Genomic DNA, 14,934 nt, shown 5'->3' with positions numbered 1-14,934 from the left:
AACGTGATTGTATATGGAAAGTTGCGGGTTTGCGTGCGAGGAATTTCCGAAGGAAATTCAGACGTAGCAAACGTGCAACGACCTTTAAATTTAGCCTAAAATAGCAATTTTTTATATACGTTGTTAGCCATAGTTATTTATTCGATTCAAGAAATTTAGTCATTATTATGTCATTCATTTCTTTTGCCTTTTCAAGAGATTCAATTCCGTTTAGGTCTAAATAATATCCACCATAAACAAGATGATTATTTATAAGAATCAAATTGTATACATAAACCACTATGATATCGTGGTCGTCATAATAAGGCTTTATTAATTTTAAAGCAGATAATATGTTTTCATTCGGTTTATATTCTTCAATAACAATTGGCTTTTCGGAATGTAAAAAAGTTGTGTCAGAATACACTTTTTTTAAAGCTTCCAATCTGTCAACATTAATAGTTCCAGTTTTCTTTTTTTGAACTCGAAATATTCTTTCTAAATCGTTCCCAGTCAATTTCCATTTTTGCTCATTTTTGTTAATCATAAAAACAGCATAATCTTCAAAATCGAGAACATCTAGACTGTCTTTTTTTGAAAATGTATAATTGTTTAAATAAACTCCTAGAGTTTTAAACTTATCAGAAATTGATAATTCGTCAAAGTATAATTTTACTGATTTATCTGCGTAACATTCCGTCCATTTTCCAAAAGTCGGAAGATTAAAATCGATATGTTCAATTTCATTTTTTTCTTCAGAATAGTAGTCTTCTTTTTTTTCAGATTTACATCCGATTAATAGAAGTAAAAATATGATGTAAGTTCTGGTCATTCTTAATTATGGCTAACGGTTTAGGCTATGGTTTCGTAGCGGAATGATTCGGCAGAATTATTCCGCCGTAAACCAAACATTGCAAATACACAGGAATTTCCGATAGGAAATTCCGCCGCAATGAACTATAGCCAGTGTTGTGCATAGTGTTTTTATTTTTTAGGTTTCATTTTCCAAATAAGCCACGTCACTAAAAACGAGACAGTAATTAGCAAAATAGAAACTCCGATATCATTCAAATTCCAATTTGGACTTGGAACATAATCTCTGTGAAAATCCACTAAAGTTCCAAATGTCACTTTGTAGGTTGTCCAAAGTCCGTGCAACAAAGCAAATCCAAAAGCGCCAATCCACATTATTTTTCTATTTATAATAATCGGTCCAATCAACAGTAGAGTAGAGACAATCATTAAAATCAGCATATCAATTCTGAATGGGCTAAAGTCATATTTATATTTCACGAAATTCAGTCCGACAAATATCCACAAGAGTAAAATTCCACCGTAAATCAGGCGTTGTTTTTTCTCATTTTTCAGATATTCAGTTATAGAAATTCTGTTTTTCAATTCAGTCGATTTTCAGTTCTCCGTAACGTTGCTTTACATTATGCACAACGTGTTTGTGTATGGTTAGTTGCGTGGTTAAGCAACTAATTTAGTAAACAAAAACGTGCCAGAGAAAATTCCGAAGGAATTTTCTAAATAAACAACGACCAAAGCAATTAATTATACACGTTGTTGTAACACGTTTTTTTTATATTCCGCCAAATATTTTATTCAGCTCTATTTCTCTTTTTTCAATTCCTTTCATCTTTTCAATTCTTTGATTGAATAATCTATTCCAAAAATTCCGTCCAGTAAAATCATAACTGTAATTGAATTTTGGGTCAGATTCAAGAACATAAAGTTTAGATTTTAAAACTTTGTTATTTTTCACAAATTGAACTTCTTTTCCCGATAGCCCATTTTTCAGAATCGATAGAATTCCATTCCGATTCATTTCGTTAAATTCCAATGCTGGGTCTCCGTAAAAATCATTTTCTTTAAAGTAATTAGCATAAAAATATATGCCTTCAACATATTTATTATATCCAGGAACTGTTGGATTCGTTATGTTGCAATAAATCAATCTGTCTTGCAAGTAACCAACTTCCAATTCCGTTTGTGGATTTTTCTTGAGTGTAAAAAATTCAGTATCTGTCTGATTTTTAGATTTCTGTTCCCGTTTTTCAAAATGTCCGCTGTCAAGTAAAACTCGGTTAATAAACTCTTTCCAATTTTTAAATTCCTGCATTTTCTTGATTTGGTCAAATGTGTTACAACGGTTTTGTATAAGATTAGTTGCGTGTTTTAAGCACTAAAGTTAGCAAATAAATCACAGATAGAAAGTCCGCGAGGACTTTCGTAAGTAGGCTATAACTAGCAATTAATTTTATACGTTGTTGGCAAATCGTTTTTTATAAATCGTAAACTTTTTTAAATTCCATTTTATTCTCCCAACAATCTTTAAATTCAGATTCGCAATTTAATTCAAATCCGAATTCGGTCAATTCTCCAGAATATTTTAAAGGACTTTTAGAGATTCCAACAGCGATTTCTTTTTTCGAATTTTCGTCCGCTTCGTAAACTTTATTTCGTGTTGTTTCAAATAATTCTCTTTGTCCAATTTCAAACGCAATTTCGTTTTCAGTCAGCTTAAAATTCAAGAGTGGATTTCCGTAATGAAAAATTCCGTGTCCACTTCCGTCTTCAGTTCCGAAATAGAATCCAACTAATTTATTGTCAACTATGTCAATGAAAATAGAATGATTTTCTTCCTTATTTTCGGATTGATATTCGTAAACTCCAATTATTTCATTATCGATTGATTGAGTTTCCAAATGCTCTTTTTCATATTCTTTCCATACTTGTTGAGAATTCCAAGCAGCTAAAGGTCCTGCTATATAATTTGAAAAAAAATATACCAAAGCAAAAACTACGATTAAAAGTATTCCGATTATTTTAAATATGCGTTTCATCAAATGTTTGCCAACGTTGTTGGATATGGAAAGTTGTGTTTACGAGCAATGAAATTCCGAAGGAATTTCAGCAGTGAGTAAATAAACAACTTCCATAATTTAGACACTAAAGTAAACAATTTTTTATATGCTTTGTTGCCTACAGTTTTTAATTTTTACTTTTATTGAGAAACAAGCTAATTCGGTTTGCGTCGTTGTTGCGTCTGAGTGAATATCGGAAGATCGTATTCTTTACATTATCAGGCTAAAATTCTGAATTGGTAACCTGTATACTGTATGTTAGCTAAAGACTATTTAAGTAAGCTTAAAATCAGTGGTTTTTATATTCGGTATTACACGTTTTGAATAGAGCGTTGCAATTGTAGGCAACGTGTTGGATATGGAAAGTTGTGATTTGCGCGCAATGAAATTCCGAAGGAATTTCAGCAGTAAGTAAATAAGCAACTTCCATAACTTAAGTACTAAAGTAAACAATTTTTTATATGCTGTGTTGCCTACAGTTTTTAAATTTTACTTTTTTGAGCAACAAGCTAATTCGGTTTGCGTAGTTGTTACGTCAGAGTGAAATTCTGTATTACGTGCTTTTTGGTTTTTACTAACTTAAAATTCTAAAAAAAATCGCGAAAAACTATCAGGCTTTTAATCGGTATTTTAGATCCACAATCTGGCTAAAATTCTGAATAGGTTAACTGTGCACTTTACGTTAGCTAAAGAATAATAAAGTTAGCTTAAAATCAGTGGTTTTTATTTTCGGTTTTACACGTTTTGAATTGAGTTTTGCAATTGTAGGCAACTAGTTATATGACAACTAATATATGTTTTTTTGGGATTATTTTTCCAGTTATGACAACTTTTTGTTGTTTTATTCTAGGCGTAAAGCCCTTTAATTTTTTTCAGTTTTGTGGTCCATAACTTTAAATCGTCTTTATGTTTTTTAATGTTTTTATGGACGTCTTTTACCAATGGGTTATCAGACTTGACATTAGAGAAAAACTGTAAGTTGTTTTCTAATTGGTTGATTTCGCCTTTAATCTCATCTACTTTTTTCTGGATGTAAAAACGCTCGTTATCCAATGCTTTGGTGTCATCACCAGAACTTAATTGGTCTAGTTTGTTTTCAAACTTAATTAACTCGGCTTCCGTTTTGTTTAAATCTAAAGCTTTAAACACTTGGTCCAGTGCTGTATTAAAGTCGCTTTCTATTTGACGTTTATTACGTGGTACACGACCAATGGTTTTCCAATTGTTTATGTGCTCTTTTATAGTTTTTAAATCGGTAGCTTTTTCTCCTGTAAGTTGTAATGCTTTAATGCCTTTTAATACTGCTTCTTTTTGAGTGTAAGCAGCTTCTTCTTCTGCGCTTGCAGCATGACGTTGGGCTTTTATACGATCAAAATAGTGGTTACAAGCGCTTTTAAACTGCTTCCAGATTTTATCGCTGTCTTTTCTTGGGACGTGTCCAATGCGCTTCCAGTCGCTTTGTATTTTTTTCATTAACGCAGTGGTAGCCTCAAAATCTTCATTGTCTTTATTGGCTTCTGCAATTTTTACAAGCTCTAACTTTTTTTCTAAGTTTACGTATTGGTCTTTTTTTAGATTTTTATAAAACTCGTTTTTCTTGCGGTTAAATCGTCTTACAGCTTCTTTAAATTTAGCCCATGTAGCTTCATTAACTTTAATGGGTACTTTTCCTGCTTTAAAAAACTCTTCGCGAAGCGCTTCAATCTCTTTTATTTTATTTTGCCAACCACTGTGACTGGTAATGTTTTCGTTAGTTTTTTCTTCAATAAGCGTAATAATGGCTTGCTTATTAATTAAATTTTGCTCGTATAACGTATCTAGGTTTTTAAAATATTCCTGACGCTTAGCATTAATCTTTTTAGTTGCTTCTTTAAAGCGTTCCCAGATTGGCTCTCTGTGTTCTCTTGCTACAGGTCCTAGCTCTTCCTTCCAAATTTTATGTAAATTTTGAAGTTCTCTAAACGCTCTGTTGGTGTTTTCTTCGTTGGCTAATGCTTCTGCTTGCTCAATAATTTTAGTTTTTAACTCTAAATTATGTGCAAAATCTTTGTCGCGAAGGTCCCTGTCTAAATGTAATAAATCATAAAAACGTTCGACATTAAAATGGTAGCTATTCCAAGCATTATTATACTTGTCTCTTGGTATTGGACCAGCTGTTTTCCATTGGTCTTGAAGCTCTTTAAATTTTTTGTATTTGGTATTCATCGAGTCTTCTGCATCTTCTGTTAATGCTTTTATCTGCTCGATAATCTCTAAACGTTTGCTTAAATTTTGTTTATGGTTTTGCTCGATAGTTTTATAGTGCGCAGTTAGACGTTGTCTATAATCTTTATAGATGTCTTTAAAACTGCGTTGTAATGGTGTGTGGTATCTAAAGTCAATCTCGTTACCACCATTGCTTAAAAACTCTTCTTTTTTCTCGTCTAAAAGCTCCTGAAATTGTTTGTCAAATTCCGCTTTTATAGCCTCAACCGGTTTTTTTATGGCTTGTACTTTTTCGTTTTTAACCAAACGCTCTAGCTGAATTACTAGTTGCTCTAAGTTTAACGACTCGTAATCAACCTCTTCTATGTTATGACGTTCTGCATTACCTTCATCTTCTGCATCTTCTGCATTTGAGTCGTCAATTTCATTTAAAACCGCATCTTGATCGTCGTTACCCTTTGGTGTAGCAACGTTTTCTTGTGGTGATTCTGGTTGTACGTTTTCGTTTTTTTCTTCCGTTCCATCTGCTTGTTGCAGGTTATCTTGCTCTGACATTTGTATAAATGTTTAGGTTGTTTTTATGTGTATTTAGCTTTTAAAGATAGTAACTACTTGAAAAACTACAAATATTTTGTGGGTTTAGTCTTAGTTTACTGTTATTTGTTCCAGATTTTCCAAGATTTTTCTGCCTGAAACACTAACATGTTGTATCCATTAATCGTGACTGCTCCTTTTGATTGTCCGTGTTTTAAAAAACGTGTTTCTGAAGGATTGTATATTAAATCGAATAAAATATGTTTATCCGTAATACCTTGATACGGAATATTTGGTGCTTCCTCTACCTTTGGAAACGTGCCTACTGGCGAACAATTAATAATGATTTGATGTTGACTAATATCCTCTTGGGTAAGTGTGTCGTAGGTATATTTAGTATTTTTTGAGGCTTGTCTAGACACAAAATGATAAGTCATATTTAGCTCTTTTAATACAAATGCAATTGCTTTACTTGCACCTCCTGTACCCAAAATTAAGGCTTGTTTGTGGTGTTTTTTAAGATGTGGCTTAATAGATTTTTTAAATCCATAAACATCTGTATTATAGCCTTTTAAACGTCCTTTTTTTGTGAATTTTATAGTGTTTACTGCACCAATTTTCTCTGCTTTTTTATCTAAACGATCTAAAAAAGGGATGATGCTTTCTTTATATGGAATAGTAACATTAAGACCTGCAAGGTTATTGGTGGTTAAGATTTGCTGTTTAAAATCTTCAATAGTTTGAATATCAAAATTTTGATAGGTTGCATTGGTAATGTTTTCGTCTTTAAACTTTAAAGTAAAATAGTTTTGAGAAAACGAGTAGGAGATATCCTTACCAATTAATCCAAATTTACGCATGCGATTGTCTGGTTTTTTGTCCATAGAGTTCTAATGCTAATACTATTGCTATACCAACCACAATATAAAACATTGCTAAGTAGGTTTGGGTATTTAATTCTGGCCAATAACGCTCATAGTTTTCAATTATTTTTTGTCCTCTAGAGTCTAACAAAAAATGTCCTTCTGCTTGCATTTTATAAACAGTGTGTTTAAAAGGCCAAACCACACCTAAAGATCCTACAATAAATCCAATTATTGAGGCTATAGTAACACTTTTATAATGCTTTAAAATATAATTTAAGGCATGAGAAAAGGTTACCAATCCAACCACAGAGCCCAATGTAAAAACTGCTAATACTTTAAGCATTCTGATACGTTCTAAGTTTGATACAAAACTGAAATCACCAGTAAATATTTCTGAAAACGTATCAAATAAAGCGTTCACAGAATCTACTAAAAGCAACACATAATTACCTAATAAAATTAATATAAACGATCCAGAAAACCCAGGAAGTGTCATACCAGACACGCTAATAATTCCGCAGAAAAACACAAAAATTAAGTTGTCATTTTCTGTTGCTGGATCTAAAAAACTAATGCTTAATCCTAAAAAGGCACCAATTGCAAGAGCAATGTATGTGGTAGTTTTCCAGTCTTTAAAATCTTTACTAATGTAGTAAATAGAGCCAATAATCATCCCAAAAAAGACGCTCCAAACATACAACTGGTAATGCGTAATTAGGTAATCTAATAGTTTAGAAACACTAAAATAGCTTACTACCATTCCAAAAAATAACAAGCTTAAAAAACGACCATTAATGTAATGATAAAATAATCTGAATTTTCCTTTAAGCAATAACTTAAACGCTTTGCCATTTACTTTTTGTAAAGACTGTATAAACTCTTCATAAAACCCAGCAACAAACGCAACCACACCACCAGAAACACCAGGAACTTTATTGGCAGCTCCCATTCCTAATCCTTTTAAAATCAAGAAAAGCTTGTCTTTTAGTGTGCGTGTGTTTTCCATTTATTGGGCTTTATTACCTATTTTTTCAAGAATAAAAATAGTTAAAAATCCAGCAATCATTAAACCAATTGCAAACAATAATTGTGTATCTGCATTGGCATTAATGTTAGAGTAGGTTGTAGGCAATACACTTTGTTCTAAAACAGTTTTATAGCTATCAAAATCGCCAATACTTTTTTGGTACACACTTAAGGTTTCAAATTTAGATAGTCCTGAAAACTCCAAAACTGTTCCAGAAGTTTCCTCCATAACAGAAATTGTTTTTTTATAAGGCCAAACCTTGTTTAAAGAGCCTAAAATAAAGCCTGTTAAAATGGCTAAAGTCGTATTATGGTAGTTTTTAAATAACCATTTTAAAAGATGGCTAAAGCTTAACAGTCCCACGATTGCTCCAGAAGCAAATAGGGCTATTTTTTTGAAGTCAAAATCATGAAACGCATCGCTTAATGTTTTGTAAGCACCTAAAATAACCAGAATAAAACTACCAGAAATACCTGGTAAAATCATAGCGCAAATAGAGATTGCACCAGCAAAAAGTAAAAAATAACTGTTTGTATTACTGGCTAAAGACGGAAGACTAGAAATGTAAAAAGCTGCAGCAGCACCAATAATTAAAGCTAAAATGGTGCTAATTGTCCATTTATTAATTTGCTTACCAACAAAAAATATACTGGCTATTATTAGCCCAAAAAAGAACGACCAAATTAATACTGGATGTTCTTCTATTAAATATTTTGCCAGTCGCATAAACGAGACAAAACTAACTATAATCCCAGTGAGTAATGCGAGCAGAAAATTACCATTTAATTGTTTCCAAAAAGCTAAAAATCCTTTGGATTTAAGGGTTTTTAATAAGGATAGGTTGATGCCACTTATTGTAGCAATTAATTCTTCATAAATACCAGAAATAAATGCGATGGTACCACCCGAAACACCAGGAACTGCATCTGCTGCTCCCATTGCTATACCTTTTAAACTTACAACAAGATAATCTTTAAAACGTCTTTGCATGGTTTAAGTTTTGTGAGTAACCAAAGGTATGCAAAATTCGTTTTAAGTAAAGATTATTGTAACTTTTTTAATGCGTTTGTAAACGTGGTAGATTGGTATACTTTAGGAAATAATTCTTCTACTACAAATAAAAATTCTGGATTAAACGACAAGGCATTTTTTAAATGATAACTCCCTTTTTCGGTTTCTAAAAGACTGTAATAGATGCCAGCTAATCTGTATTCTATTTCGGCATTTTCAGGGTAAAACTCTGCTGCTTGAATTAAATTGTAACTAGCAGCTTCGGGCTCGCCTAATTGTACTAAAATATCAGCTCTTTGTAACCACGAGTTTAGTTCGTAATTACCTAATTCTAAAGCACGTTTGTAACCACGTTCTGCTTCCTCAAGAAAGTTTAATCTGTGATTAATTTGTGCGTATAACTTCCAGTAAATAACATTATCTGCATCAATATTAATAGCTTTATTAATATAATATAATGCTTTCTGATAATTTTGCTGTTTGTTGTAAAACTTAGTTATAGCAATCCAGCCTTTATCTAATAAAGGGTCTTCTTTTACTGTTTTATAATAGTATTGTTTAGCTAAATCTATTTGCCCAAGTTTTTCATAGCAACATCCTAAACGTAACAAAGCAAACGAGGTTGGATCATCCAACTCCATGGTAAGAATGTAGTTTTCTATAGCTTCGTCATAGCGTTTTAATTTTTCTAAAACTTTACCTTTTTCTAGATAAGCACCTACAAATCTGTCATCAGATATGATGGCAAAATCAAAAGCGCTTAATGCTTTAGTGTATTCTTTTAAAGTGAAATATTGCTTCCCTAATTGGTGCCAAGCTACTTCAGAATAAGGATGTTTGTTTAAATATGAATTTAAAAAATGAATCGCTTCTTCGTTTTCATTTAAAAAATCAAAACAATAAATAACATTATATAAAGACGAATAATCCTCTGAATCTTCATCTAAACAACGAATAAAACTTTGCTTAGCTTCTTCAAAATTATCCAAAAACAGGTATTCCATACCTATTAATGAGTGTAGTTCTGAAGTTTCTTCAGATAAATCTAAAGCAATATTAAGTACGTTAATGGCATCTTCATGCTTATCTTCTTTAGATAAAATATTAGCTTTTTGGATGTAAATTTCTTCATTTGAAGGCTCTAAAACATGTAAAGCATCCAACATTTGGTTGGCTTCTTTAAGCTTGTTTTCAAAAACAAAAATTTCGACTTTAAATAATTTTAGATTTGTGGAAGTGGGATGTTGTTCTAAACCTAATTTAATCGCTTTTTTTGCTAGAGACACTTTACCTTGATTTAGGTAATGGTGAATAATATTTTCAAATTCTTCCGAATCGAAAAACAACACATTGTTTGTTTTTAACATCGATTCGAATTTTGTTAACGATACATTATTTGGTTCTTCTTGACTAAACTCCATAGGCACTATTTAAGTGTTTCTATTGTAATAAATGTAATGCTCTCTTACTTTTTATAGTGGTATCACTCACTTTTGTTTTTAACAAAGTAATCAACAATTACTGGTTTTTATGTGTTTTTAGGCTGATTGTTAGCGACTTAGCATTTAATTGTGGTCGCTTATTTTATTTAATATTTCAATAATAATGCCACAACCTTTAATTATTTCATCATTTGTGATGGTTAAAGGTGGTGTTATCCTTATGGCTTTAGGTTCAAACAGTAACCAAAATAGGATTAACCCTTGGTTTTGTGCTTCTAAAACCACTTGATTAGTGACCTCTGCAGAAGTAGTTATGGCTGCTAACATTAATCCGCGTCCTCTTATTTCTGAGATTAAAGGATGTTTTAAATGTTGTCTAAAAAGCTGTTCTTTTTCTAAAGCTTGTGACATTAAGTCTGATTCTGTCACTTCTTTTAAAGTTGCTAAAGCGGAAGCTGCAATTAAGGGATTTCCGCCAAAAGTTGTAATATGTCCTAATTTTGGATGGTCTTGCAGTAAGTCCATATGTGCTTTGGACGCTGTAAACGCTCCAATTGGTAGTCCACCACCAAGCCCTTTTCCTGTTACTAAAATGTCTGGAATAACTTGGTAATGCTGAAAACCAAATAATTTACCTGTACGTCCCATTCCTGGTTGGATTTCGTCTAAAATTAAAAGTGCTCCAACCTCTTGACATTTAGCTTTTAGTTTGGTTAAATACTTATTTTTTGGCTCGATAAAACCAGCACCTCCTTGAATGGTTTCTACAATTACAGCTGCGGTTTTAGTAGTAATATGCTTAAAATGTGGCTCGTAATTAAACGTGATATGACTAACATCTGGTAATAAGGGTCTAAATGGTGCTTTGCGCTCTTCAAAATCCATTAAACTTAGCGATCCCATTGTATTACCATGATACGCATTATGTGCAGCAATAATTTGACTACGTCCAGTGACACGACGTGCTAATTTTAAAGCGCCTTCTATAGCTTCTGTGCCAGAATTAACTAAGTATGTGTTTTCTAGTGGTTCTGGAAGCTGTTTTGCTAACAGTTGGCATAAGTCTACTGCTGGTTGTTGTGCATATTCGCCATAAACCATAACGTGCAAGTATTTGTCTGCTTGCGTTTTTATGGCTTCAATAATTTTTGGGTGACTATGTCCCAAAGTACAAGCAGATACACCAGCAACAAAATCTAAATAAACTTTGTTGTTAGTGTCGTAAATATAGCTTCCTTTGGCATGAGAGACTTCTAAAGCTAATGGATGTGGTGTGGTTTGTGCTTGATATTTAAGAAAGTCTTCCTTCATTATAATCAATCGTTTGCTTCTTCGGTTTTTGGCTTTTTATCTATTGCAATTTCTTTTTTAGTTGGAGCCAAAACAGGTTTCATAAATTTTTTAGGAATCGTCCTAGACGCTTTAGGTGCTTCATTGTTTTTGTTAAGCTGTTTATCTTTAGCTTCTTTATCGGCTTTATTAACACGTCCAATTAATTCTACACCAAAAAATTCTTCGCCTGGATTATAAGGTTCTAATCCTTTTATAACGGGAAGTTCCAAGGGAGGATCGTCTTTAAATAAATCGTCTACAGATCGTGGACGCTCATCATCACGCCAATCAAACCCTCTAAGTTTTCTAGCATTTGCTGGCAAATCTTCTTCTGTGTAAAGTTTACCTTCAAACTGATATAGTTTTCTCAACTCTATAACTTCTTTATTTTCAAAATAGATAATGATGTCTGCAGATTTAGATTTTTCTATCCCAATTAACTCTTGGTTTTCGTTTCTTGTGTAGTTAATGGACTCAGCATTTTTAAGAATATCGACTTGTTTAATGTTATTGTCGTCATCAAACAAACCAATAAGTCGCTTTCCAGAAATTTGATTGTATCCATCTGTAGATAAGGTGTCTTTACTTATTAGAAAGGCATTGTAAAACACGACAAGCGAATCTAATTTTTCGGTCTTTGGGTTAGATTTTAAATGAATGGTATCTCCTGTCATTTGATTTTCTTCATTCCAAAGTATAGGTTTTCTAGCAGCAGAAAAAGCATCCCCTTTATTAAAACGTCTTAAATTAATTAGTTGTGTGAGTCCAGATTTATGGTCTGCATGGATTGAATCTGCTTTACCACTTAGGTCAGATTTATAAATTTTAGCATTGTAATACGCTCTGGTAATACGATGTTCTGGTTTTCCGGTAACCATTAAAGTGTCAGCATGTATATAGATGCTATCCTTTTCTTGAGTGGTAATAGCTAAAGCACGTTTGGTAATAAAAACGGAATCTTTTGCACGATACACTTCGGCATAATGCCCTTTTACAATACTTTTATTTATGGTATCTGTAACTGTTATATTGTTAGTTGCAGACGCAAAGTTTCGGTTACGATCAAAATACATACTATCACCTTCAACCACACGATTATCGTAATCTATTCTTGATTTTCTAACAAAATAACCTGTGTCATTTTTGGTGTCATAAAAACCGCGTTCGCTATAAATTTTACTACTATCTCCAACAATGGTTGAAGGTCCGTACATATACGCATGACCAGTATCTGAATAATAATCTAAAGTTTTGGTTTTTAGTACGTAATCTGGATTAACCAGTTTAACACTGTCCACAAAACGGTATTTTTTATTAGTCATATAATAACGACCAATTCGACTTGTGATTGTTCCAGAGGTATCTCTGACCACTTTTCCTCCAGATTTATAGTAAGATTCTTGTTTGGCTCTGTTAAAATATAAGGTATCTGTGGTTATTGTAGATTGTGGGTCTGTTAATACCACATCACCACTAGCAAATGCGAGTTGTGTTTTACCAGAATATTCTACGTAGGTTGATGTTAAATTAATGGTGTCACCTTGTTTCATGTTAACATTTCCGTAGGCTTCAACAAAATCTTCTTTACCATAAAAGATGGCTTTATCGCAAAACATGTCAATCCCATCATGATAGATATGGACTTGACCTTGATCGCTTCTGGTTAAGATACTTGCTCCTGGAAAGTTTTCTTCATCAATATCTCCAAACGCACCAGAGTCTTTAATCTCGATGGTTTTTTGTTGCGCTAGTCCTAACTGCATAAAACATGCAATACAAAGGAAGGATATGTAGGTAATAATTTTCAATATGTAATTGTTTGCCACAAAAATAACGATTTAATAGACTAACTATTATGTATTAAGATTTATTTAATACCAAAAAACCTGCTATAAATAATAGCAGGTTTTTAGTGTTATAATATGTAAGATTATCTAAAAATAGTCTGCTTTCTGTCTGGTCCAACAGACACGATAGTAATAGGGATTTCTAGTTCTTTTTCTAGAAACGCTATATAATCGTTAAGTTCTTTTGGTAATGTAGATTGATCAGACATTTGTGTCAGGTCTTCTTTCCAACCTTTAAAATCTGTGTAAATTGGTTCTACATTTTCTGGCTCGATGTTGTAAGGTAAATGCGTAATAGTTTCGCCTTTATATTTGTATGCAGTTGCCACTTTTAAATTTTTAAAACCAGAAAGTACATCTGCTTTCATCATCATTAATTGGGTGACACCATTAACTTGGCATGCATATTTTAAAGCAACTAAATCTAACCAACCACAACGTCTTGCACGTCCTGTGGTAGCACCAAACTCGTGACCAACACGTCCCATAGTTTCTCCAACTTCATCAAACAGCTCTGTTGGAAAAGGTCCAGAACCTACACGTGTGGTATAGGCTTTAAAAATTCCGAATACCTCACCAATTTGGTTAGGTGCAACACCTAAACCAGTACAAGCACCTGCTGCAGTAGTGTTACTAGATGTTACAAATGGATACGTTCCAAAATCGATATCTAATAACGACCCTTGTGCACCTTCTGCCAATATAGATTGTCCAGATTTTTGAGCTTGATAAATATATTCTTCAGAATCTATAAATTTTAAAGATTTTAAAACTTTTACTGCTGCAAAAAACTCGGTTTCCAATTCTTTTAAATCGTATTGGATATCGACGTTATAAAAATCAATCATAGACTCGTGCTTATCTGCTAACGCACGATATTTGTCTTTCCATGTGTCTAATTCTAAGTCACCAACACGTAAACCATTACGACCAGTTTTGTCCATGTACGTTGGTCCAATTCCTTTTAAAGTAGATCCAATTTTTGCTTTCCCTTTAGAGGCTTCACTAGCTGCATCTAGTAAACGATGCGTTGGTAAAATAATATGAGCTTTACGCGAAATAAGAAGCGATTTTCTGTAATCTACATCTTGTTCTTCAAGCTTATCTAATTCTTTTTTAAAAATTACAGGATCAATAACCACTCCGTTTCCAACTAAGTTAGTGGCTTCATCATGAAATATTCCTGAAGGAATGGTGTGTAGCACGTGCTTTTTACCATTAAATACCAAAGTATGTCCTGCGTTTGGACCACCTTGAAAACGTGCGATAATATTATATTTTGAAGTTAAAACGTCGACAATTTTTCCTTTGCCTTCATCTCCCCATTGTAAACCAAGTAGTAAATCTACTGCCATTTTTGTTAGTTGTTATTAGTTTTTTTTCGGTTTCCGTAAAAGTATAATGAGTGTTTAGAGATTTCGATATCAAACACTTCTTCAATTGTTTTTTTGATAGCTTGGATACGTGGATCGCAAAACTCTATAACCTCTCCTGTATCTTGAAGAATCACATGGTCATGCTGTTTATCAAAATAGGATTTTTCATAGTGTGCTTGGTTTTTTCCAAACTGATGCTTTCTAACTAAACCACAATCTAAAAGTAACTCTATGGTGTTGTATAGCGTTGCACGACTGACACGATACTTTTTGTTCTTCATATTATCATACAAAGATTCTATATCAAAATGTTCGTCATTAGAATAGATTTCTTGGAGTATAGCGTATCGTTCTGGTGTTTTTCTATGACCATTGTCTTCTAAAAAAGAAGTGAAGACGTTTTTTACAATCTCTTGATTTTTAATATCTGTTTTTGCACTCATAA

13 protein-coding genes are annotated in these 14,934 nt (G+C 32.8%); all 13 read right to left on the bottom strand.

What is annotated here, in order from left to right; all coding sequences use genetic code 11:
* Positions 1-133: 133 nt before the first annotated feature.
* A complete protein-coding gene (locus tag LY08_RS11520) occupies positions 134-811 on the bottom strand; it encodes a hypothetical protein (protein WP_111660335.1) in 678 nt (225 codons plus the stop codon).
* A 152-nt stretch (positions 812-963) separates the two neighbouring features.
* On the bottom strand, positions 964-1,377 hold the full coding sequence (locus LY08_RS13490) for a hypothetical protein (protein WP_146603221.1): 414 nt from the start codon (positions 1,375-1,377) through the stop codon (positions 964-966).
* A gap of 187 nt (positions 1,378-1,564) precedes the next feature.
* Positions 1,565-2,104: a hypothetical protein gene (locus LY08_RS11510; protein ID WP_111660593.1), complete on the bottom strand. Its 540-nt coding sequence runs from the start codon at positions 2,102-2,104 to the stop codon at positions 1,565-1,567.
* A gap of 163 nt (positions 2,105-2,267) precedes the next feature.
* Positions 2,268-2,828: a hypothetical protein gene (locus LY08_RS11505; RefSeq protein ID WP_111660592.1), complete on the bottom strand. Its 561-nt coding sequence runs from the start codon at positions 2,826-2,828 to the stop codon at positions 2,268-2,270.
* An 867-nt stretch (positions 2,829-3,695) separates the two neighbouring features.
* Positions 3,696-5,609, bottom strand: coding sequence for a DUF349 domain-containing protein (locus tag LY08_RS11500; protein WP_111660591.1), 1,914 nt, complete (start codon positions 5,607-5,609; stop codon positions 3,696-3,698).
* Positions 5,610-5,710: 101 nt separating this feature from the next.
* Complete coding sequence (locus LY08_RS11495) at positions 5,711-6,472, bottom strand: shikimate dehydrogenase family protein (RefSeq protein ID WP_245907584.1); 762 nt, start codon at positions 6,470-6,472, stop codon at positions 5,711-5,713.
* Positions 6,441-7,460 carry a DUF368 domain-containing protein gene (locus tag LY08_RS11490; protein ID WP_111660590.1) on the bottom strand — a complete coding sequence of 340 codons (1,020 nt, stop codon included), beginning with the start codon at positions 7,458-7,460 and terminating at the stop codon, positions 6,441-6,443. Before LY08_RS11490 ends, LY08_RS11495 begins: the two co-directional genes overlap by 32 nt.
* Complete coding sequence (locus LY08_RS11485) at positions 7,461-8,471, bottom strand: DUF368 domain-containing protein (protein WP_111660589.1); 1,011 nt, start codon at positions 8,469-8,471, stop codon at positions 7,461-7,463.
* A 53-nt stretch (positions 8,472-8,524) separates the two neighbouring features.
* Positions 8,525-9,913 carry a tetratricopeptide repeat protein gene (locus LY08_RS11480; RefSeq protein WP_111660588.1) on the bottom strand — a complete coding sequence of 463 codons (1,389 nt, stop codon included), beginning with the start codon at positions 9,911-9,913 and terminating at the stop codon, positions 8,525-8,527.
* 144 nt (positions 9,914-10,057) lie between these two features.
* Positions 10,058-11,245, bottom strand: coding sequence for an aspartate aminotransferase family protein (locus tag LY08_RS11475; protein ID WP_111660587.1), 1,188 nt, complete (start codon positions 11,243-11,245; stop codon positions 10,058-10,060).
* Between the two features lie 5 nt (positions 11,246-11,250).
* Positions 11,251-13,029 (bottom strand): OstA-like protein, encoded by a 1,779-nt coding sequence (locus tag LY08_RS11470; protein ID WP_111660586.1) that lies wholly within the window; start codon positions 13,027-13,029, stop codon positions 11,251-11,253.
* A gap of 167 nt (positions 13,030-13,196) precedes the next feature.
* A complete protein-coding gene (locus LY08_RS11465; RefSeq protein ID WP_111660585.1) occupies positions 13,197-14,468 on the bottom strand; it encodes an adenylosuccinate synthase in 1,272 nt (423 codons plus the stop codon).
* Positions 14,469-14,473: 5 nt separating this feature from the next.
* The gene (locus LY08_RS11460) at positions 14,474-14,932 is read right to left on the bottom strand and encodes a Fur family transcriptional regulator (RefSeq protein WP_111660584.1); all 459 of its coding nucleotides are present in this window, start codon (positions 14,930-14,932) and stop codon (positions 14,474-14,476) included.
* Between the last annotated feature and the right edge of the window lie 2 nt (positions 14,933-14,934).

Source organism: Olleya aquimaris (genome assembly GCF_003259525.1).
Lineage (GTDB): Bacteria > Bacteroidota > Bacteroidia > Flavobacteriales > Flavobacteriaceae > Olleya > Olleya aquimaris.
The sequence above is the reverse complement of the archived record's forward strand: the minus strand, read 5'-3'. Positions and strand labels throughout refer to the sequence as shown.

Coding starts and splice junctions, on each gene's coding strand:
- LY08_RS11520 (WP_111660335.1), bottom strand. CDS start 811: ATGACCAGAACTTACATCATATTTTTACTTCTATTAATCGGATGTAAA.
- LY08_RS11510 (WP_111660593.1), bottom strand. CDS start 2,104: ATGCAGGAATTTAAAAATTGGAAAGAGTTTATTAACCGAGTTTTACTT.
- LY08_RS11505 (WP_111660592.1), bottom strand. CDS start 2,828: ATGAAACGCATATTTAAAATAATCGGAATACTTTTAATCGTAGTTTTT.
- LY08_RS11500 (WP_111660591.1), bottom strand. CDS start 5,609: ATGTCAGAGCAAGATAACCTGCAACAAGCAGATGGAACGGAAGAAAAA.
- LY08_RS11495 (WP_245907584.1), bottom strand. CDS start 6,472: ATGGACAAAAAACCAGACAATCGCATGCGTAAATTTGGATTAATTGGT.
- LY08_RS11490 (WP_111660590.1), bottom strand. CDS start 7,460: ATGGAAAACACACGCACACTAAAAGACAAGCTTTTCTTGATTTTAAAA.
- LY08_RS11485 (WP_111660589.1), bottom strand. CDS start 8,471: ATGCAAAGACGTTTTAAAGATTATCTTGTTGTAAGTTTAAAAGGTATA.
- LY08_RS11480 (WP_111660588.1), bottom strand. CDS start 9,913: ATGGAGTTTAGTCAAGAAGAACCAAATAATGTATCGTTAACAAAATTC.
- LY08_RS11475 (WP_111660587.1), bottom strand. CDS start 11,245: ATGAAGGAAGACTTTCTTAAATATCAAGCACAAACCACACCACATCCA.
- LY08_RS11470 (WP_111660586.1), bottom strand. CDS start 13,029: ATGCAGTTAGGACTAGCGCAACAAAAAACCATCGAGATTAAAGACTCT.
- LY08_RS11465 (WP_111660585.1), bottom strand. CDS start 14,468: ATGGCAGTAGATTTACTACTTGGTTTACAATGGGGAGATGAAGGCAAA.
- LY08_RS11460 (WP_111660584.1), bottom strand. CDS start 14,932: ATGAGTGCAAAAACAGATATTAAAAATCAAGAGATTGTAAAAAACGTC.